Source organism: Pseudomonas pudica, from assembly GCF_015680405.1.
In the GTDB taxonomy this organism is placed as follows: domain Bacteria; phylum Pseudomonadota; class Gammaproteobacteria; order Pseudomonadales; family Pseudomonadaceae; genus Aquipseudomonas; species Aquipseudomonas pudica.
Genome location: NZ_JADLJS010000021.1, coordinates 41,768 through 60,729 on the forward strand (window position 1 = coordinate 41,768; position 18,962 = coordinate 60,729).

16 protein-coding genes are annotated in these 18,962 nt (G+C 62.9%); 11 read left to right on the forward strand and 5 right to left on the reverse strand.

Annotated elements, in window-relative coordinates; genetic code table 11:
• Together IRZ77_RS16020 and IRZ77_RS16025 are read right to left on the reverse strand one after the other, a co-directional pair.
• Positions 1–1,089, reverse strand: coding sequence for a polyamine ABC transporter substrate-binding protein (locus IRZ77_RS16020; protein WP_196173922.1), 1,089 nt, complete (start codon positions 1,087–1,089; stop codon positions 1–3).
• A 188-nt stretch (positions 1,090–1,277) separates the two neighbouring features.
• Complete coding sequence (locus IRZ77_RS16025) at positions 1,278–2,636, reverse strand: glutamine synthetase family protein (protein WP_046614227.1); 1,359 nt, start codon at positions 2,634–2,636, stop codon at positions 1,278–1,280.
• A gap of 184 nt (positions 2,637–2,820) precedes the next feature.
• Here IRZ77_RS16025 and IRZ77_RS16030 point away from each other — a divergent pair, with 184 nt between their 5' ends.
• Together IRZ77_RS16030 and IRZ77_RS16035 are read left to right on the forward strand one after the other, a co-directional pair.
• Complete coding sequence (locus IRZ77_RS16030; RefSeq protein ID WP_046614226.1) at positions 2,821–3,720, forward strand: helix-turn-helix domain-containing protein; 900 nt, start codon at positions 2,821–2,823, stop codon at positions 3,718–3,720.
• A 175-nt stretch (positions 3,721–3,895) separates the two neighbouring features.
• Entirely contained in the window at positions 3,896–5,806 is a 1,911-nt protein-coding gene (locus tag IRZ77_RS16035) for a DEAD/DEAH box helicase (RefSeq protein ID WP_196173923.1), read from the forward strand.
• Between the two features lie 151 nt (positions 5,807–5,957).
• Here IRZ77_RS16035 and IRZ77_RS16040 read toward each other — a convergent pair whose 3' ends face one another.
• Positions 5,958–7,343 (reverse strand): aldehyde dehydrogenase family protein, encoded by a 1,386-nt coding sequence (locus tag IRZ77_RS16040; protein ID WP_046614224.1) that lies wholly within the window; start codon positions 7,341–7,343, stop codon positions 5,958–5,960.
• 107 nt (positions 7,344–7,450) lie between these two features.
• Between IRZ77_RS16040 and ptrR the strand changes: the two genes are divergently transcribed.
• From ptrR to IRZ77_RS16060, 4 genes are all read left to right on the forward strand, one after another.
• Positions 7,451–8,317 carry a putrescine utilization regulator PtrR gene (gene ptrR / locus IRZ77_RS16045; protein ID WP_013972688.1) on the forward strand — a complete coding sequence of 289 codons (867 nt, stop codon included), beginning with the start codon at positions 7,451–7,453 and terminating at the stop codon, positions 8,315–8,317.
• A gap of 125 nt (positions 8,318–8,442) precedes the next feature.
• Positions 8,443–8,886: a hypothetical protein gene (locus tag IRZ77_RS16050; RefSeq protein WP_046614223.1), complete on the forward strand. Its 444-nt coding sequence runs from the start codon at positions 8,443–8,445 to the stop codon at positions 8,884–8,886.
• Positions 8,887–8,940: 54 nt separating this feature from the next.
• Positions 8,941–9,687 (forward strand): phytanoyl-CoA dioxygenase family protein, encoded by a 747-nt coding sequence (locus tag IRZ77_RS16055; protein ID WP_046614222.1) that lies wholly within the window; start codon positions 8,941–8,943, stop codon positions 9,685–9,687.
• A 196-nt stretch (positions 9,688–9,883) separates the two neighbouring features.
• Positions 9,884–10,405, forward strand: coding sequence for an acyloxyacyl hydrolase (locus IRZ77_RS16060; RefSeq protein ID WP_046614221.1), 522 nt, complete (start codon positions 9,884–9,886; stop codon positions 10,403–10,405).
• A gap of 114 nt (positions 10,406–10,519) precedes the next feature.
• Here the strand turns inward: IRZ77_RS16060 and IRZ77_RS16065 are convergent, their stop codons facing one another.
• On the reverse strand, positions 10,520–12,649 hold the full coding sequence (locus IRZ77_RS16065) for a TonB-dependent siderophore receptor (RefSeq protein WP_046614220.1): 2,130 nt from the start codon (positions 12,647–12,649) through the stop codon (positions 10,520–10,522).
• 242 nt (positions 12,650–12,891) lie between these two features.
• Positions 12,892–13,782: a universal stress protein gene (locus tag IRZ77_RS16070; RefSeq protein ID WP_046614219.1), complete on the reverse strand. Its 891-nt coding sequence runs from the start codon at positions 13,780–13,782 to the stop codon at positions 12,892–12,894.
• A 147-nt stretch (positions 13,783–13,929) separates the two neighbouring features.
• On the opposite strand from IRZ77_RS16070, the gene hisN reads away from it, so the two are divergent.
• The 5 genes from hisN (at position 13,930) to benB (ending at position 18,930) form a co-directional block, all read left to right on the forward strand.
• Positions 13,930–14,721 (forward strand): histidinol-phosphatase, encoded by a 792-nt coding sequence (gene hisN, locus IRZ77_RS16075; protein WP_108481603.1) that lies wholly within the window; start codon positions 13,930–13,932, stop codon positions 14,719–14,721.
• 225 nt (positions 14,722–14,946) lie between these two features.
• Complete coding sequence (locus IRZ77_RS16080; RefSeq protein WP_046614385.1) at positions 14,947–15,678, forward strand: hypothetical protein; 732 nt, start codon at positions 14,947–14,949, stop codon at positions 15,676–15,678.
• Between the two features lie 295 nt (positions 15,679–15,973).
• The gene (locus IRZ77_RS16085; RefSeq protein WP_196173924.1) at positions 15,974–16,930 is read left to right on the forward strand and encodes a helix-turn-helix transcriptional regulator; all 957 of its coding nucleotides are present in this window, start codon (positions 15,974–15,976) and stop codon (positions 16,928–16,930) included.
• A gap of 159 nt (positions 16,931–17,089) precedes the next feature.
• Positions 17,090–18,448, forward strand: a complete 1,359-nt coding sequence (gene benA, locus IRZ77_RS16090) for a benzoate 1,2-dioxygenase large subunit (RefSeq protein WP_046614216.1) — start codon at positions 17,090–17,092, stop codon at positions 18,446–18,448.
• Positions 18,445–18,930: a benzoate 1,2-dioxygenase small subunit gene (gene benB, locus IRZ77_RS16095; protein WP_016499611.1), complete on the forward strand. Its 486-nt coding sequence runs from the start codon at positions 18,445–18,447 to the stop codon at positions 18,928–18,930. Before benA ends, benB begins: the two co-directional genes overlap by 4 nt.
• The last annotated feature ends 32 nt before the right edge of the window (positions 18,931–18,962 follow it).

Sequence of the window (18,962 nt, forward strand, 5' to 3'; positions counted from 1 at the left end):
TCAGCGGTTGGACTTGATCTTGCTCCAGGAGCGGGTCATGACGCGCATGATCTTCGGGCTTGGCGTGCTGGAAATGTACAGCTTGTCCAGCACATCCTGGGGAGGGTAGATCTCGGGGTTGTTCACCAGCGACGCGTCCATGTAGGCCTGGGCGTCGGGGTTGGCGTTGGCATAGCCGACCGTGGCGCTGACCTTGGCGATCACCTTGGGGTCGAGCAGGTAGTTGATGAACGCCAAGGCCTGTTCAGGGTTGTTGGCGTCCTTGGGGATGGCCAGCAGGTCGAACCACAGGTTGCTGCCTTCCTTGGGGATGCTGTAGGCGACTTTCACGCCGTTTTTTGCCTCCACAGCTCGGTTGGCGGCCTGGAACACGTCGCCGGAATAGCCGAAGGCCACGCAGACATCGCCATTGGCCAGGTCGGAAACGTACTTGGAGGAGTGGAAGTAGGTGATGTAGGGGCGCAGTTCGAGCAGGCGGGCTTCCGCCTTGGCGTAGTCGGCCGGTTTTTCGCTGCGCGGGTCCATGCCCAGGTAGTTGAGTACGGCTGGGAACAGTTCGTCGGGCGAGTCCATGAACGCCACGCCGCACTGCTTGAGCTTTTTCAGGTTCTCGGGCTCGAACAGCACTGCCCATGAATCGATGTGGTCGACGCCCAGGGCCGCCTTGACCTTGTCGATGTTGTAGCCGATCCCGTTGATACCCCAGAGGTAGGGTACGGCGTACTGGTTGCCCGGGTCGTTCTGTTCAAGCTGCTTGAGCAGCTTGGGGTCCAGGTGCTGCCAGTTCGGTAGCTTGCTGCGGTCCAGCGGCAGGAAGGCGCCGGCCTGGGCCTGGCGTGCGAGGAAGTGGTTGGATGGCACTACCACGTCATAGCCGGTGCGCCCGGCCAGCAGCTTGCCTTCGAGGGTCTCGTTGGAGTCGAACACATCATAGACCACCTTGATCCCGCTGCTGGCCTGGAAGTCGGCCACGGTGGTGTCACCGATGTAGTCGGTCCAGTTGTACACGCTGACCGAGGGAGTGGCCTGGGTGTTGGTGGCGAACAGCAGGGTGAATGCGGCGGGGATCAGGGCTTGCAGATGACGCATGGGGACACCTCGTTGGTATTGTTCTTGGCGTTCAGTGTGTTGGGGCTGCTCCCACAGGTGACTAAACCTTGTAGGAGCAGCCTTGTGCTGCGAAGAGGCCGGCAGGGCAAAAGACCTACTGTGGCGGTACTGGCCCCTTCGCAGCACAAGGCTGCTCCTACAGGTCCAGTGCATGCCCTGGAAGGTGATTACACGCTCAGCATCAGGAATTCGCGCTCCCACGAGCTGATAACGCGCTTGTAGTTCTCATGCTCGGCGCGCTTGACCGCCACGTAACCCTGGACGAACTGCTTGCCCAGGTACTGCTGCACGGTCTCGCAGTCTTCCATGTGCTGCAGGGCGTCTTCGATGGTGATCGGCAGGCGCAGGTTGCGCCGCTCGTAGGCGCGGCCCTGCACCGGTGCGCTGGGCTCGATGCGCTCGACCATGCCCAGGTAGCCGCACAGCAGGCTGGCGGCGATGGCCAGGTACGGGTTGGCATCGGCGCCCGGCAGGCGGTTTTCCACGCGCATCGCTTCGGGGCTGGAGGTAGGCACGCGCAGGCCGGCGGTGCGGTTTTCTTCACCCCACTCGACGTTCACTGGTGCCGAGGTGTCCGGCAGGAAGCGGCGGAACGAGTTGACGTTGGGCGCGAACATCGGCAGCAGCTTGGGGATGTACTTCTGCAAACCACCGATGTGGTGCAGGAACAGCTGGCTCATGCTGCCGTCTTCATTGGCGAAGATCGGCTTGCCGGTGGCGATGTCGACCACGCTCTGGTGCAGGTGCATGGCACTGCCGGGCTCGTCGGTGATCGGTTTGGCCATGAAGGTGGCGGCCACGTTGTGCTTGAGCGCAGCTTCACGCATGGTGCGCTTGAACACGGTGATCTGGTCGGCCAGGTCCAAGGCGTCGCCGTGACGGAAGTTGATCTCCATCTGCGCCGGGCCGTCTTCATGGATCAGCGTGTCCAGGTCCAGGCCCTGGATCTCGCACCAGTCGTAGACGTCTTCGAACAGCGGGTCGAACTCGTTGGCGGCATCGATCGAGAACGACTGGCGACCGCTTTCGGCACGGCCGGAACGCCCAAGCGGCACTTGCAGTGGCAGGTCCGGGTCTTCGCAGCGCTGGGTCAGGTAGAACTCCATCTCCGGTGCCACGATCGGTTGCCAGCCTTTGTCGGCATACAGCTTGAGCACTTTCTTCAGCACGTTGCGCGGCGACAGCTCGATGGGGTTGCCTTGCTTGTCGAAGGTGTCGTGGATCACGATCGCGGTCGGCTCGATCGCCCACGGGATCTGGTACACGGCGCTCGGGTCTGGGCGGCAGACCATGTCGATGTCGGCGGCATCGAGCAGGTTGTAGTAGATGTCATCGTCGACATAGTCGCCGGTGACTGTCTGCAGCAGCACGCTCTCGGGCAGGCGCATGCCACGCTCGTGGAGAAACTTGGCGGTGGGGGCGATCTTGCCGCGGGCGATACCGGTCAGGTCGCTGATCACGCATTCGACTTCGGTGATCCGGTGTTCTTTCAGCCAGGTGGACAGCTGATCGAAGGGGGCGTTCATACAGACCTCTTGGTTGGGTTTTAGTGTGGAAGCAAGCGTGCCAAGCGTAAACCGGTGAACGGTTTCGAAAGCGTCCCGCTTCCCAGGTGACGCGCTGGAGACTATCTTGGTCGCAGCCCGCATGGCTGATCTATCCACTTTCTCCGGCAATGAATGCACCAAAAGAGTGCAACTAGGACCGAGCGTGACAACCGCCAATGCCCTGCAAGTCCAGGCTTTCCACACCACCGACGTGACCGAACAAGTACGTGCCACCCCTGGCTGGCAGCAGCAGTACCGGCAGATGTCGCCTGGGCATTTCAGCGGTGAACTGCGTTGCCTGGGGCTTGACGGGGTGGAGGTGTACGAGGAGCGGCTGAACACCCGGGTGGAGCAGTTTTTCCGCGCACCCAGCGGTTCGCTGGCGTTCTGCTTCGACCGCAGCGAAAACAGCCTGTATCTGCTGAACGAGCAGAGCCGCAACATCTGGATCACCCCGGAGAACTACCAGGAAGTGGCGGTCGTGTTCGACCAGGCTTTCCTGGCCCGTCATGGGCTTGACCCGCAGCGCCTGGAAGGGTTGTTCATGGTGCCGCTGGGCAGTGGGCAGAATGCGTTGTTCGGCAGTTGGCTGAGCGCGACACTGACCCGCCTGGGCGAGGCGGATTGCCCGCTGCAGGGGCAGGCCCTGGCGGAGCAGCTGCTGGAGGACTGCCTGTTCATCCTCGACAACGCCTGCCAGCGCCTGCAGGGCGTGGCGTTGGGCCGGCGTGACGAGGAACGGGCGATCATGCGCCGGGTGAGCGAGTGGGCGGCCGACTGCCCGGAGGAGACGCTTAACCTGGTGGAGCTGGCGGATGTTGCCGGGGTTTCCCTGCGTCAGTTGCAACAAGCCTTCAAGGCGTTTACCGGGATGCCACCGGCGCACTGGTTGCGCCTGCGCCGGCTGAACGGTGCACGGCGTGATCTGCTGCGCGGCGGTGAAGTGACCGTGGCCGAGGTGGCGATGCGTTGGTCGTTCTGGCATTTGGGAAGGTTTTCAGAGAGTTACCGGCAGTTGTTCAAGGAGTTTCCCAGTGAGACCTTGAAGCGGGGCAGGGGCTGAGTCTGGTGGTGTAGCTGGATGGTGTAACTGCTCCTACAGGATCGCCTCAATGCAGGCATCGTGAGGTCCCTGTGGGAGCGGGTTCACCCGCGAAGAGGCCGGCCCAGGCATACACAGCCCAGCATTCCACCGCAAAAATTGCTATCGTGCCGCCCTGATTCCACCCGAGGTGCCGATGTTCTACCTGCCTTTGCCCAGCGACCAGGCCGACCGCCTCGCCAGCGAGCCCACCACCGATTTCTTCACCACAGCCAGCGTCCTCGACGCTGCCGCAGTGCTGTTCGTGCAGAACCTGCCGCGCCAGTCCGCCACCGCCTCCGCGGATGCGCAGGAGCGTCGCTTTGCCGAAATGGTGCGTATTGCCAACGAGGTCGAAGGCGCCGCGCCGGGGCGCTTCCAGGGCCAGGTAGCGCAGCACTTCGATCGCGAAGCCTTCGCCATGGGCCTGGGCATGCTGGGCGAAAACGGTATCGCACTGCTGTCGACCGAGGTGCAGTATCAGGCCGACGAGCTGCTGGACGCCGAGGGCCACTGGAACTTCCAGTTCGCCGACAGCTACCGCCAGCGGGCAACTCCGCTGCACCCGGTGTACCTGCCGTCACTGGCCAGCGACCTAATGCTCAGCGACCAACAGAACCGCCTGCTGCGCGAATTCCTCAGTGGTATCGATGAGTCGGTGGCGGTACAGGGCTTTGCCGGCACCGGCAAGACCTTCCTGATTCACCAGTTCGCCAGGCTGCTCGAGCCGCAGCGTACGCTGTTGCTGGCCTTGACCGAAGGCCAGCTGCGCGCGCTGCAGGCGCGGGTCAAGGACGCCGCTGCCTACACCGCGCTGACCTTTGGCCAGTTGGCCGACGAGTTGCTCAACCGCGACCTCACCAACAATGGCTGGCGCCTGCGCGACCCGTATCGCACCAAGCTTTCGTGGCGCCCGCAGGATGCGCAGGTGGTACGTTGGCTGGCCATCCCCGACATCGGCCCGCTCGCCGCGCGCGATGTGGTTGCCTTGTGCATCCGTGCGGTACGCACGTTCTGCCACAGTGCCGACACCCAGCTGCAGTTGCACCACCTGCCCTGGGCCGGGCCGGGGACCACGCCACTGGACCAGGAAGTGTTGCTGGAAAAGGCACGGCTGTACTGGCAGGAGCTGATTCGCCCGTCGGCACGAGAAATCCAGTTGCCGGTGCGCGACTACCACCGGGTCAAACTGCTGTCGCTGACCGGTCATGTGATCGACAGCCGCTACACCCATGTCATCGTCGACGAGGCCCACGAGCTGTCGGCACCGATGCTTGCCGTGCTCGACCGCAGCCCGCAGTCGATCATTGCCCTGGGTGACGAACTGCAGAATCTCAACGGCCTCAGCGCGCATCATGGCGGCTTCATCCGCCAGCGATACATCGACCACTCACTGCGGGCCGGCCCGGCGATGGACAACGTGCTCAACCCGCTGATCCAGGCCCACCCGGCGGCGATCCAGGCAGCCTTCAGCGGCAGCGCCGAGCATTACACCCGGGTCAGCTTCTTCGATGCGGTAACGGTGCCGGAACAGCCCACGGCGTTGATCGTCGACGATGAGTGGGGCCTGTTTGGCTGGTTCCAGCGCCTGACCCACCAGGGCGTGCCGTTCGTGCTGCTGAAAAGCGCGCGCAAGGACTTCGAGCTGTTCGTCGAAGACTGCATCGAGTTGTACCGCCATGGCACCCGGCCGCGTCACCCGATGCTGTTCCGCTATGCCAGCTGGCAGGCGCTGGAGCAGGACAAGGGTGATGACAAGGCGTTCGTCGCCGTGGCCAACATGCTGCGCAAGGGCTACACGCCAGAGCACTTTGCCAGGGCCAAGAGCCGTTACCGCTGGGACAAGGCACCCAAGCTGTTCCTGGGGCGGGTGCGGGATGTGAAGAACATGGAGTTCGCCCGGGTGATGGTGTCGCCGGAGCTGATGGTGGTGCCGCAGGTGGCGGGGAACCGCAATGAGCGGGCGCGGATGCTGGCGGGGTTGTATACCGCCTGTTCGCGGGCGCGGCATGAACTGATCGTGCCGGGTGGGATGCTGGACTGGGTCAAGGACCAGGTTCGCGATTGAGGCCCCTCGGGCTGCTTTTTCAGCCCTTCAAAGTCCTTGTGGGAGCGGGTTTACCCGCGAACACCGGCGCAGCCGGTGCCAGGCACCGTGTCGCCTGATTCGCGGGTAAACCCGCTCCCACAGGGCCGCAATGCGGCCCCTGAGCATCGGATCAGTTACGGTCCAGCCACACAGTCTGGGCATTGGTGAACTCACGCACGCCAAAGTGCGACAGTTCACGCCCGAAGCCGCTTTTCTTCACCCCGCCAAACGCCACGCGAGGGTCGGAAGCGCAATAGCCGTTGATGAACACGCCGCCGGTATCCAGCGCCGCGGTCATGCGCTCGGCCAGCGCGTAGTCGGCGGTATAGATGGTCGAGGCCAGGCCGAACTCGCTGTCGTTGGCCAGCTCCACCGCATGCTCCGCATCACGTGCGCTGATGATCGCCGCCACCGGCCCGAACAGCTCCTGCTTGAACGCAGTCATCTGCGGGGTGACGTTGGCGAACACGGTCGGCGCGTAGAAGTTGGCAACGCCATCGACCTTGTGGCCGCCCAGCAGCAGGGTGGCGCCTTCGGCGATGGTCGCCTGGACCTGGCCATCCAGCTCGTCGCGCAGGTCGTAACGGGCCATCGGGCCGATGTAGGTATCTTCTTCCAGCGGGTTGCCGACCTTCAGCTCGCGGGTGGCCTCGACGAACTTGCGGGTGAATTCGTCAACGATGCTTTCCTCGACGATCAGGCGCTTGGCCGCAGCGCAGACCTGGCCGGTGTTCTGGTATCGGCCGATCACGGCTGCTTTCACGGCGGCATCCAGGTCGGCGTCGGCCAGCACGATGAACGGGTCGGAACCGCCCAGCTCCAGCACGCACTTCTTCAGCGCCGCGCCGGCTTGCGCACCAATCGCCATGCCGGCACGCACGCTGCCAGTCAGGGTCACCGCGGCGATGCGCGGGTCGTTGATGGCTCGGGTGACGCCGTCCGGGGTCACGTTCAGCACTTCGAACACGCCTTCCGGCAGGCCGGCATCCTTGAACAGCTCGCCCAGCAGGTAGGCACTGCCCATCACGTTCGGCGCATGCTTGAGTACATAGGTGTTGCCGGCCAGGATCGCCGGCACTGCGCCGCGCAATACCTGCCAGACCGGGAAGTTCCACGGCATCACGGCCAGGATAGGGCCCAGCGGGCGGTATTCGATGCGGGCTTTGTCGACCTGGGTCGGCTCGGCGGCGAGCATGGCCGGGCCATGTTCGGCGTACCAGCGGCACAGGCCGACGCACTTGCCGACTTCACCACGGGCCTGGGCGACAGGCTTGCCGATTTCGCGGCTGATCATTTGCGCGAAGGCTTCGGCCTTGGTTTCGAGGGTGCTGGCCAGGGCAAGCAGGTACTCGCTGCGCTGACCCAGCGACACCTGGCGCCACTGGCGGTAGCCAACCTTGGCGCGTTGCAGCGCCGCTTCCAGTGCGGCGTCGGTGTCGAACGGGTAGGCGCCGATCTGCTCGCCGCTGTACGGGTCGAGGGAGATGGCGTGGGTCAGGCTGCTGATCGCGCTCATGGCGGGACACTCTCGTTGTTGTGGAACCGTGACGCCAGACTAGTGGGCTATGGCTTTAATGAAAACTGAATAATAATGAGCGAAACATTCACGTTTGGAGAAAGGCTGTGGACCTGGTGCAACTGGAGATCTTCAAGGCTGTGGCAGAACAGGGCAGCATCAGTGCCGCCGCGCAGCATATCCATCGGGTGCCGTCGAACCTGACCACGCGTATCAAGCAACTGGAGGAGGACCTGGGCGTGGAGCTGTTCATCCGCGAAAAGAGCCGCCTGCGCCTGTCCCCCGCGGGCTGGAACTTCCTCGAGTACACCCGGCGCATCCTCGACCTGGTGCACGAGGCGCGGTTGACCGTGGCCGGTGAAGACCCGCAGGGCACCTTCGCACTGGGGTCGCTGGAAAGCACAGCGGCGGTGCGCATCCCGGCCTTGCTGGCGGCCTATAACCAGCGCTACCCCAAGGTCGACCTGGACCTGTCCACCGGGCCCTCCGGGACCATGCTCGAAGGTGTGCTGTCCGGGCGCCTGGTGGCGGCGTTCGTCGACGGGCCGGTGCTGCACCCGACGCTGGAGGGCATGCCAGTGTTCGAGGAAGAAATGATGGTCATCGCGCCACTCAACCATGCCCCGGTAACCCGCGCCCAGGACGTCAACGGCGAAAGCATCTACGCCTTCCGCGCCAACTGCTCGTACCGCCACCACTTCGAGAACTGGTTCGTGCAGGACCAGGCGGTGCCGGGCAAGATCCACGAAATGGAGTCGTACCACGGGATGCTGGCCTGCGTCAGCGCCGGTGCCGGCCTGGCCATGATGCCGCGCAGCATGCTCGACAACATGCCAGGTTGCAGTACCGTCAGTGCCTGGCCGATGTCGGAGGACTTCCGCTACCTGAAAACCTGGCTGGTGTGGCGCCGGGGCACGGTATCGCGCAGTTTGAGCATGTTCGTGAAATTGCTCGAGGAAGGGCGCGCAACCTGATTTTGCAGCACGATATTCACACCAATGACGCGAATTTCATCCAGACGACCATGCATCTGCACGAACGCCGTTACGTCCGAAGGATCAGATAATAGGTAAGCCATCCTCGAAAGGAGGGTCGTACCATGCGTAACCATCACTATGCCCTCGGCGCGGCACTGCTGGTCGCCTTGGCACTGCCATGGACCTTGGCGGCCGCCGCCGACCTCAATGCCCCCATCGACATGCAGGCCGTGCAATTGCAACAGCAGGAGCAGAACGGCGTCCGCTACCTGCAAGGCGGCATCGGCCAGGATGAAGCCAACGCCCTGCGCAAGACCCCGGGCTACGACCTGCACGTGGAACTTTCCACCGGCCCGGAAGGCAAGTTCCAGAGCGGTGCCACCGTCGACATCCAGAATGCACAGGGCCAGCCCGTGCTCAGCGTTACGGATGCCGGGCCGCTGCTGTATGTGCAGTTGCCTCCCGGCAAATACAAAGTGACGGGCAACGCCCAGGGTGAGACGGTGCAGCAATTGGTGACCGTGAATGGCAAGACCCCCGCGACCGTGAACCTGAACTGGCGTTGATGGAAAAACGGGCAGGAGTACGGATGTGCTCCTGCCCGAAAGGAGCGCATCCCCATGAGCCTGAATCTTCAGCTGGAGATGTTGGACGAGCGGGGCTATGTGTTGCTCCCCGATGTGCTCGAGCCCTTGCGTATCGCCTTGCTGCGCTGCGCTATCGATGACCTGCAGCCCATCCATTGGGATTACCAGGGGCTGCTGGAACACTACAAATGCGTTTTCAACCGCAACCCTTTGTGGCTGCCCTTTCTCGACCTGCCCCCGCTGATTGCCCTGGCCGAAGCGGCACTGGGCGCCGACTGCCACGTGATCGGCCAGACCGCCTGGCGCAGCCACCCGGGCTACCCCGGCATGGCCCTGCACCTGGACCATCTGCCCATGCAGTTGCCCGCCTGGCTGAGCGAGCGCGGCGACTTCATCCAGCCCCCACAGATTCTGACTGCGCAGTTGTACCTCAGCGATATCGACCATCACATCGGGCCGACCTGGATTGTGCCCGGCAGCCACCGCGCGGCTCGGCCTCCGCAGGCTGGCGAGCAACACTGGCAGGGCCGTGAGGCCCAGCCGGTGCTGTGCAAGGCAGGGGACGCGCTGGTGTTTCGCAGTGATGTCTGGCACAGCGGCGGGGCCAACTGCACCCAGTCACGCGAGCGCGACATGCTGCAAGTGCACTATGGCCGGCGCATGGTCGCGCAGAAGTTTTCGCCGTACCTGAACTGGCGCTTCAACCCGCAGGTGCTGGAGGAGGCCACACCCAGGCAAAGGCGCCTGCTGGGTGAACACGAAGAGGCGGAATACGACTGACCACTGCTGTTCGGCATGGCAGATGCTGGCGCAGGGTATTAGCCAATGGTGGCAATTACTTTCAACTTTCTGTTTATCTGGTCGATAATCAGAAAAGTATTACTTCGTGTGACCGGTCTGGATGCATCCGGTCAGCGCATAAGCTCGAGGGGCCCAAGCCCCCACTTGCCGTATAGACCATCAGGAGAAGTCATTGATGAAAACCCGTCTAGCAGCTTCGCTGGCTGCTGCAGTGCTGGCCTTTGCCGGAACAAATCTGGCTCAGGCAGCACAGGTGACCGGCGCCGTCGGCGCCACTGGCCAAGGCGACATGACCTACCGTATCGGCCTGTCGTTCGACTGGGACAAGAAATGGCTGGAAAGCAGCACCGGTCACCTGACCGGGTACTGGGATGCGGCCTACACCTATTGGGAAGGCGGTGAGGCCAGTGGTGCGCACTCGCTGTCGTTCAGCCCGGTGTTCACCTACGAGTTCAGCGGTTTCACCTATACCCCGTACATCGAGGCCGGCATTGGCCTGGCGGCGTTTTCCAAGACCGATGTGGGCGACCAGCGCCTGGGCTCGTCGGTCAACTTCGAAGACCGCATCGGTTTCGGCCTGAAACTGCCGGGGGAGCAGAAGGTGGGGATCCGCGCCATGCATTACTCCAACGCGGGGCTCAAGCAGCCTAACGACGGCATCGAATCGTACTCGCTGTTCTACAGCAAAGGGTTCTGAGACCGGGGGCCGCTTTGCGGCCCATCGCGACACAAGGCCGCTCCTACAGGAGATCGCGGTTTCCTTAGGAGCGGCCTTGTGTCGCGATGGGCTGCAAAGCAGCCCCAGGAACGGTCAGAAGGTATACGAAACTCCAGCCTGCACCGTCCGCGGCGCACCCGGGTAGACGTAGTTGTTGAACGCGCCCTCGTCATAGCCCTTGTTGAACACGTTCTTCACGTCCAGGTTCAACCGCACGTGTTCGTTGACCTTGTAGAAGCTCAGCAGGTCGACCACGCTGTAGCGCTCCATTGTGTAGGTCGTGGCTGCCGTCTGGCCGGCCCGATCATCCACGTACTTCACCCCAACCCCCAACCCCAGCCCCTTGGCCAGGCCATCCTGGAACTCGTAGGTGTTCAGCAGGCTGAAGCTGTTGCGCGGGATGTTGGCCAGGCGCGTGCCCTTGGGCAGGGTCGTATCCTGGGTCACTTCGGCGTCCACGTAGGCATAACCACCGATCACGCGCCACTCCGGCGTCAGGTTGCCGGCGATGTTGATGTCCAGGCCACGGCTGCGCACTTCGCCGGCCGCAATACTGTAGGTACCGGTTGGGTCGTTCGGGTCGCGCGCCAGGACGTTCTCCTTGACAATGTGATAGATCGCCGCGTCGATACTCAGCTGGCGGTCGAGTGCCTCCCATTTCACACCCAGTTCGTAGGATTTGCCTTTTTCCGGGTCGAAGCCTCCGCCCCCGCTTGGTGTGCCTGTATTGGGCTTGAACGAGCGCGCGGTGTTGGCATAGACCGCAACCGTATCGGTCAGGTCGTAGATCAGGCCGAAGCGTGGGGTGACGCCGTTTTCGCCTTTGCTGAAGTCGCGGTTTGCGGGCCGCTTGTCGTCGTAATCATGCTCGAAACGCTCGAAGCGTACACCTGCAAGTGCCTTCAGGCGCTCCGTCAGGGCCACCTGGTCCTGGATGAAATACGCCCAGGTCTCGAGCTTCTCGCTGTCCCAGGTTGTTGGTACCGCTGCCAGCTCCGGCCGTGGCTGGCCTAGTACCGGGTTGTAGATATCGACTGTGTAGGGCGCGGTGGAACGTCGAATGATCGAACTGTAGTGGTAGTTCTCGTACTCGACGCCGGTCAGCAAGGTATGGCTGAACGCACCTGTATCGAAATGCCCGGTGAGGTTCAACTGCCAGTCGCGGTCGGTCCACTCCAGCTTGCGGTAATTGAAGTTGCGCTGCAGGGTACGGCCATCTGCGGGGGCACTGGTGGCCTCTACAGCATTGCCTTTGAGTGAGCCATCGAGGTACTGGAAGCCTCCACCCAGCGTCCAGTTGTCGTTGAGCAGGTGTTCGAAGCGCACCTGAGCCATGTTGTTGTCATTGTGTAGCAGGTTGTCGCTGCCCTTTTCCCAGATATAGGTGTCCCGCGAGGCACTGCCGGTCTGGGTGGCGTAGCGGGTCAGGCCACGGTCCAGCGGGTGGTTGTTGCGCATGAAATCGCCCTCGAAGACGATCTTCGTACTGTCGTTTACCTGCCAGCTGAGCACCGGCGCAACGTCATAGCGCTCGCTTTCCACGTCGTCACGGAAGCTTTCGCCGCCTTCGCCCAGCAGGTTCAGACGGTAGGCCAGCGAGCCGTCCTGGTTCAGCGGCCCCGTGGCGTCCAGGGTCGCACGGTGCATGCCCTGGTCATCGAACTGGCTGCCCAGGGTGACCTTGGATTCCGGCAGCGGCTGCTTGCTGACCACGTTGAAGGTGCCGCCGGGGTCGCCACGGCCATACAGGCTGCTGGCCGGGCCACGGATCACTTCCAGGCGCTCGACGGTGTTGGCGTCGGGTGCGTTGGGGTAGCCGCGGTTGATCGGGAAACCGTTGCGGTAGAACTCGCCGGTGGTGAAGCCACGTACGGTAAAAGTGGTCAGGCCCTGGCCACCGAAGTTGTTGGCGCGGCCGACACCGCCGGCATAGTCCAGGCCGTCCTGCAGACGCGTGGCGCCGGTATCTTCCAGTACATCCTTGGGCACCACGCTGACCGATTGCGGGGTTTCGTGCAGGGCGGTGTCGGTGCGGGTGGCACTGGCCGAGCGGGTAGCCTTGTAGCCTTCGACCGGGCCATCGGCACGTTCGCTGTCGGCGCTGCTGGTGATGTTCAGGGCCTGGAGTTCGATCTGGGCGGGTTCGCCGAGCGGTTCAGGCTCGGCAAAGGCCAGCGGGGAGACAGCATGAAGCACACAAAGCGAAACGAACGTGCGACGCATCGACGGTACGATCCTGGAGTAGGGCGCTGAGGACAGGGTGGGCAAGCGCCGAGAAACTACTACGAATCATTATCAAATGCATTCTTTTTATGTGGCACTGGTGTACCAGATACCAGGTGGAATTTGTGCTGGATTCTTCGCGGGCACGCCCGCTCCCACAGGTCATGCACAAAGCCTGAGCTTGTAACGATCCTGTGGGAGCGGGCGCGCCCGCGAATAGGCCAGTTCAGGTGAAGCAGCACTCAGCGAACCGCCTTGATCGCCAGCACATTGCACAGCGGATGCTCCAGCACATGCGCCGTGGTCCCGCCCAGAAACGTCTGCATGGCGTCATGCCGGTGGCTGCCCATCACGATCACATCCGCCCGGCTGTGGCCGACGAACTGGGCAATCGCCTTGATCGCGGCCCCTTCCAGGAAGTGCCTGCGTTCCAGCGGGATCTGGTGGTGGTCGCCCAGCCGGTTGAACGCTGCCCGCTGCGCGGTCCGCACGCTGGCATCGAAGCCGGGCATGGTCACAGTGCCGGCGCCGAAGTCGGCAATGTGGGTCTTGGCCGCGTCGCACACATGCAGCAGGTGCAGTTCGGCATTGCACTGCAGGGCCAGGGCATGAGCACAGTGGATCACCTGCTCATCCAGGTGCTCGCCGGCACCGTGGCTGTTCAGGTCCACTGCGGCGGCAATCTGCCGGGGCAGCGGCAGGCGGATATCACTGACCAGGTGCACGGCGACCGGGCTGTCCTTCAGCAACTGCCAGTCCAATGGCGTTACCAGCAGGCGCTTGAGCACCGGTTCGTGCTGCACGTCCTTGATCAGCAGGTCGCAACCCAGCCGTTCGACTCGCTCCAGCACGCTACCCAGCGGGTCGCGGGTCAGCAGCAGCTCGGTAGACACATCCAGGCCGGCGTTGGCCAATTGCTCGGCTTCGTCCGCCAACCATTGGCGGTTGTCGCTGAGCAGCCGTTCACGCTCGCGGCTATCGCTCATCAAACCGAAGGTGTCGACATCGTCGACGAACACGTTGATATCCAGCAACGCACCGCTGGACTCCGCCAACGCCGCAGCGCGTTGCAGCGCCGGCGTGTGGCGCATCTGCGGGCCGAGCATGACGAACAGACGCTTGAACTGGCTCATCTCACACCTCCACTTGTGGCAGCCCCCCGGTGATCTGGTCTTGTTCAGTCTAGACCGCGCGGGGCCGCATGGGCGGCCGATGGAGGCTGGCGCGGCACGGCGTGTCGGGTATTATGCGGGCCCCATCATTTTCACGAGGCCCGCCCCATGTCCCTGAGTGCTGAACAGATCGGCGAATTCCGCGCCTTTGCCGAGCAACTGGCCGATGCTGCTGCCGTGGCGATCAAGCCATACTTTCGCGCCAGCCTGGACGTCGAGGACAAGGGCGGGCGCCTTTACGACCCGGTGACCGTGGCCGACAAGGCAGCCGAGGACGCCATGCGCGAACTGATCCAGGCCCGCTATCCCGACCATGGCATTCTCGGTGAAGAGGCCGGCGTGGCAGTGGGCAGCAGCCCACTGACCTGGGTGCTCGACCCGATCGACGGTACTCGCGCTTTCATCACCGGCCTGCCGCTGTGGGGCACGCTGATTGCCCTGAACGACGGCACGCGCCCGGTGGTCGGGGTGATGAACCAGCCGTTCACCGGCGAACGCTTTGTCGGCACACCGGAAGGCGCCTGGCGTAGCGGTACGCCATTGAAGACCCGCGCCTGTGCCGACCTGGCCTCGGCCACGCTGATGTGCACCACGCCGGACATGTTCGATACCGCCGCGCGCAAGGCTGCGTTCGAGGCCGTTGCCGGCAAGGCGCGCCTGATGCGCTACGGTGGCGACTGCTATGCCTACTGCATGCTGGCTTGCGGGTTTGTCGACGTGATCGTCGAGGCGAGCCTGCAGCCTTATGACGTGCAGGCGCTGATGCCGATCATCGAAGGGGCGGGCGGGGTGATCACGGCGTGGGATGGCAGCAGTGCGCAGAACGGCGGGTGTGTAGTGGCCTGTGGTGACCCGGCGCTGCATGCGCAGGTGGTGGAGATGTTGCGTCACGCCATGTGATTCATGTGTTGCCTGCGCCGGCCTCTTCGCGGGTAAACCCGCTCCCACAGGTACTGCACAGTTTTCAGGGTTTGCGGTGATCCTGTGGGAGCGGGTTTACCCGCGAAGAGGCCGGTACAGGCTTACTATCTTCCCAATCACCGCACTTTTTCCAATTTCCGGGCTCTATGCTTGGCCAGGCCACACTGATCCCCGGTGCGGCCGCCGAATATCGACCCGGTGCCGATGGTTGCAAGCAAGCCCATATTCTTCCCCCGCCTGCTATTGGCAGGCACCTTCGCATGCCTGTGCGCCTGCACTCAGCAGCAGGGACGCGACATGGTCAACCAGCTTGGCAACGGCAAGCCCAGCGAACTGTTCCAGACCAGCGTCGATCGCCTGGCCACGCTGTCCATGCGCGACAACCTGCAGAGCTTGTACCTGTTGATGAACAAGCTGTACCTGCGCAACCCCAACCAGTGGAAGCTGTCCGGCTACGTGGATGCTGCCACTGCCGAGCGGCAGATCCGTATCGCCATCGAACAACGCCAGCCCTTGGCGCAACTGGGCAACCGTCGCGACCTGGCAGCCTTGAGCTACGCCCTGAGCCCCGAATTTCGTGGTGACCGGGTCGGCGCCTTCATCTACGCCATCGGCAGCATGCTGATCACCGCGCACGGCGGCCGTACCGAGTTCTACATGACCGATACCATCGACCCGCTGTTCGTCAATAACGCGGCGCGCAATATCGAGAAGGCCACCTGGATGTTGAGCCAGCGGCAGGATGCCAATGGCGTGCTGCTGTTGTTCTCCAACGAAATCTCGGAAGAGGGCAGCAACCTGAGTTTTGCCGTGGAGTTCGGCAAGATCGTGGCTCGGCTGGACTTGCTGGCGGAATTGCTGGACGAGCGATACAGGCGTATTGGGTTGAATTATGCGCAAAGCTTGCTGCTGATGAACTTCCTGCCTGTACAGTGACGTGAGCGGTTTCGGGAATTCTGGGTAACCTGTACCGGCCTCTTCGCGGCGCAGAATAATACCGTTCGATAAACGAACGCGGCCCCTGTCCCGTCTGTCCGCTATCCGCCCATCCATTCCCAAGGCCGCATTGCCCAACCCCCGGCTTTTTGCTTAAGTGTGCCCATCCACCGGTTGTCGCCTGCCCCCGTGAACCGCAACCGGCTCGATAGAATGACCGTGACGACCGCAACCACAGCCCACCGGGCGGTAGGGAGCGGCAACCAGAACAATAACGATACCGAGTGCCTTGCCTATGGAAAGCTGCCTGCTGAGCGAGCGCAGTAGCGTGTTTCATCACGCCGACCCTTATGCTGTGTCTGATTATGTCAACCAGCATGTAGGCCAGCATTGCATCGGCTTGTCCCGCACCACTCATCCGCAAGCCAGCCTCAGCCACCGCAAGTTCGCTGAGTTGGACCTGTGCCGCATCAGCTACGGCGGCAGCGTGCGCGTTACCTCGCCGGCACTGGAAACCATCTACCACCTGCAGGTACTGCTGAACGGCAACTGCCTGTGGCGTGGGCACAAGCGCGAGCATCACCTGGTGCCGGGCGAGCTGTTGCTGATCAACCCCGACGACCCGGTTGACCTGACTTATTCGGAGGACTGCGAAAAGTTCATCCTCAAGGTGCCGACCCGGCTACTGGATTCGATCTGCGACGAACAACGCTGGCACCGCCCCGATGGCGGGGTGCGGTTCTTGCGCAACCATTACCGGCTGGACGAGCTGGATGGGTTCGTCAACCTGCTGGCGATGGTCTGCCAGGAGGCAGAGGTGAGCGATTCGCTGCCCAGGGTGCAGGGCCATTACAGCCAGATCGTAGCCAGCAAGCTGCTGACCCTGATGAGCACCAATATCCGCCGCGAAAGCCTGTGTTCGCCGGGCGCAAGCCTTGAACGGATCATCGACCACATCGACCGCAACCTGAAGCTTGAACTGACAGCTGAAGCGCTGGCGGAGCAGGCGTGCATGAGCCTGCGCTCCTTGTATGCATTGTTTGACCGGCATCTGCAGACCACACCCAAGCAGTATGTGCGCCAGCGCAAGCTGGAGCAGGTACACGCCTGCCTGGCTGATGCCAGTTGCGCGGTACGCAGCGTGACCGAACTGGCCATGGATTATGGCTTCATGCACCTGGGGCGGTTTTCCGAGGTGTATCGGCAGCAGTTTGGCGAGTTGCCCTCGGAAACCTTGCGAAATCGGCGCTGAGCCGCACCGGCCTCTTCGCGGGTGAACCCGCGCCCACAGGGCCCCGCAGAAACACCAACTTGCACAAAACGGATAGCACCGCGCACAAACCGGATATTCCCACCCAATACCAATCCCTAACCTGACCAGGTCTAAACAATAACAAGGGAGACCCTGGCCATGTCCCTGGGATTCGACTACCTCAATGCCTTGCTCGAGGACGACCGTGAAAAGGGCATCTACCGCTGCAAGCGCGAGATGTTCACCGACCCACGCCTGTTCGACCTGGAGATGAAACACATCTTCGAGGGCAACTGGATCTACCTGGCCCATGAAAGCCAGATCCCCGAGAAAAACGACTTCCTCACCCTGACCATGGGGCGCCAGCCGATCTTCATCGCGCGCAACAAGGACGGTGAGCTCAATGCCTTCCTCAACGCCTGCAGCCACCGCGGCGCCATGCTCTGCCGGCACAAGCGCGGCAACCGCTCCAGCTACACCTGCCCGTTCCACGGCTGGACCTTCAACAACAGCGGCAAGCTGCTCAAGGTCAAAGACCCCAGCAACGCCGGCTACCCCGACAGCTTCAACTGCGACGGCTCCCACGACCTGACCAAGGTGGCGCGCTTCGAGTCGTACCGTGGCTTCCTGTTCGGCAGCCTGAATGCCGACGTCAAGCCGCTGGTCGAGCACCTGGGCGAGTCGGCCAAGATCATCGACATGATCGTCGACCAGTCGCCGGAAGGCCTGGAAGTGCTGCGCGGTGCCAGCTCGTACATCTACGAAGGCAACTGGAAGCTCACTGCCGAGAACGGCGCCGACGGCTACCACGTCAGTTCCGTGCACTGGAACTACGCCGCCACCCAGAACCAGCGCAAGCAGCGCGAGGCGGGTGAAGAGATCAAGACCATGAGCGCCGGCGCCTGGGCCAAGCAGGGCGGTGGCTTCTACTCCTTCGACCACGGCCACCTGCTGCTGTGGACCCGCTGGGCCAACCCCGAGGACCGCCCGGCCTACGAGCGCCGTGACCAGCTGGCCGCCGACTTCGGCCAGGCCCGTGCCGACTGGATGATCGAGAACTCGCGCAACCTGTGCCTGTACCCGAACGTGTACCTGATGGACCAGTTCAGCTCGCAGATCCGCATCGCCCGGCCGATTTCGGTGAACAAGACCGAAATCACCATCTACTGCATCGCGCCGAAAGGCGAGAGCGCCGATGCCCGCGCCAAACGCATTCGCCAGTACGAAGACTTCTTCAACGTCAGCGGCATGGCCACCCCGGACGACCTGGAAGAGTTCCGCTCGTGCCAGACCGGCTACGGCGGCGGCACCGGCTGGAACGACATGTCCCGCGGCGCGGCGCACTGGGTGGAAGGCGCCGACGAAGCGGCCAGGGAAATCGAGCTCAAGCCGCTGCTGTCCGGCGTACGCACCGAGGACGAAGGCCTGTTCGTGCTGCAGCACAAGTACTGGCAGGACACCATGATCCAGGCGCTGAAGGACGAACAGCAACTGATCCCCGTGGAGGCCGTGCAATGAGCCTGTATGAAACCGTGCGCGACTTCCTCTACCGCGAAGCGCGCTACCTGGACGATGCCCAGTGGGACCAGTGGCTGGAGCTGTACGCCAGCGACGCCAGCTTCTGGATGCCGAGCTGGGACGATGACGACACCCTTACCGAAGACCCACAAAGCGAAATCTCGCTGATCTGGTACGGCAACCGCGGCGGCCTGGAAGATCGGGTGTTCCGCATCAAGACCGAGCGCTCCAGTGCGACCGTGCCCGACACCCGTACCTCGCACAACATCAGCAACATCGAGATCGTCGAGCAGGCCGAGGGCAGCTGCCAGGTGCGGTTCAACTGGCACACCCTGAGCTTCCGCTACAAGACTACCGACAGTTACTTCGGCACCAGCTTCTACACCCTCGACCTGCGCGGCGAGCAGCCGCTGATCAAGGCCAAGAAAGTGGTGTTGAAGAACGACTACGTGCGCCAGGTCATCGACATCTACCACATCTGATCCAGGGTTTTGCGAGCGCTGCCCGGTGCGTC

What these genes read in the sequence shown, in the direction of transcription:
- IRZ77_RS16025 (WP_046614227.1), bottom strand. Translation starts at nt 2,636, where the DNA reads ATGAACGCCCCCTTCGATCAGCTGTCCACCTGGCTGAAAGAACACCGG.
- benA (WP_046614216.1), top strand. Translation starts at nt 17,090, where the DNA reads ATGTCCCTGGGATTCGACTACCTCAATGCCTTGCTCGAGGACGACCGT.
- IRZ77_RS16060 (WP_046614221.1), top strand. Translation starts at nt 9,884, where the DNA reads ATGAAAACCCGTCTAGCAGCTTCGCTGGCTGCTGCAGTGCTGGCCTTT.
- IRZ77_RS16040 (WP_046614224.1), bottom strand. Translation starts at nt 7,343, where the DNA reads ATGAGCGCGATCAGCAGCCTGACCCACGCCATCTCCCTCGACCCGTAC.
- IRZ77_RS16050 (WP_046614223.1), top strand. Translation starts at nt 8,443, where the DNA reads ATGCGTAACCATCACTATGCCCTCGGCGCGGCACTGCTGGTCGCCTTG.
- IRZ77_RS16080 (WP_046614385.1), top strand. Translation starts at nt 14,947, where the DNA reads ATGGTTGCAAGCAAGCCCATATTCTTCCCCCGCCTGCTATTGGCAGGC.
- IRZ77_RS16035 (WP_196173923.1), top strand. Translation starts at nt 3,896, where the DNA reads ATGTTCTACCTGCCTTTGCCCAGCGACCAGGCCGACCGCCTCGCCAGC.
- IRZ77_RS16065 (WP_046614220.1), bottom strand. Translation starts at nt 12,649, where the DNA reads ATGCGTCGCACGTTCGTTTCGCTTTGTGTGCTTCATGCTGTCTCCCCG.
- IRZ77_RS16070 (WP_046614219.1), bottom strand. Translation starts at nt 13,782, where the DNA reads ATGAGCCAGTTCAAGCGTCTGTTCGTCATGCTCGGCCCGCAGATGCGC.
- IRZ77_RS16020 (WP_196173922.1), bottom strand. Translation starts at nt 1,089, where the DNA reads ATGCGTCATCTGCAAGCCCTGATCCCCGCCGCATTCACCCTGCTGTTC.
- IRZ77_RS16085 (WP_196173924.1), top strand. Translation starts at nt 15,974, where the DNA reads ATGGAAAGCTGCCTGCTGAGCGAGCGCAGTAGCGTGTTTCATCACGCC.
- benB (WP_016499611.1), top strand. Translation starts at nt 18,445, where the DNA reads ATGAGCCTGTATGAAACCGTGCGCGACTTCCTCTACCGCGAAGCGCGC.
- hisN (WP_108481603.1), top strand. Translation starts at nt 13,930, where the DNA reads ATGTCCCTGAGTGCTGAACAGATCGGCGAATTCCGCGCCTTTGCCGAG.
- IRZ77_RS16055 (WP_046614222.1), top strand. Translation starts at nt 8,941, where the DNA reads ATGAGCCTGAATCTTCAGCTGGAGATGTTGGACGAGCGGGGCTATGTG.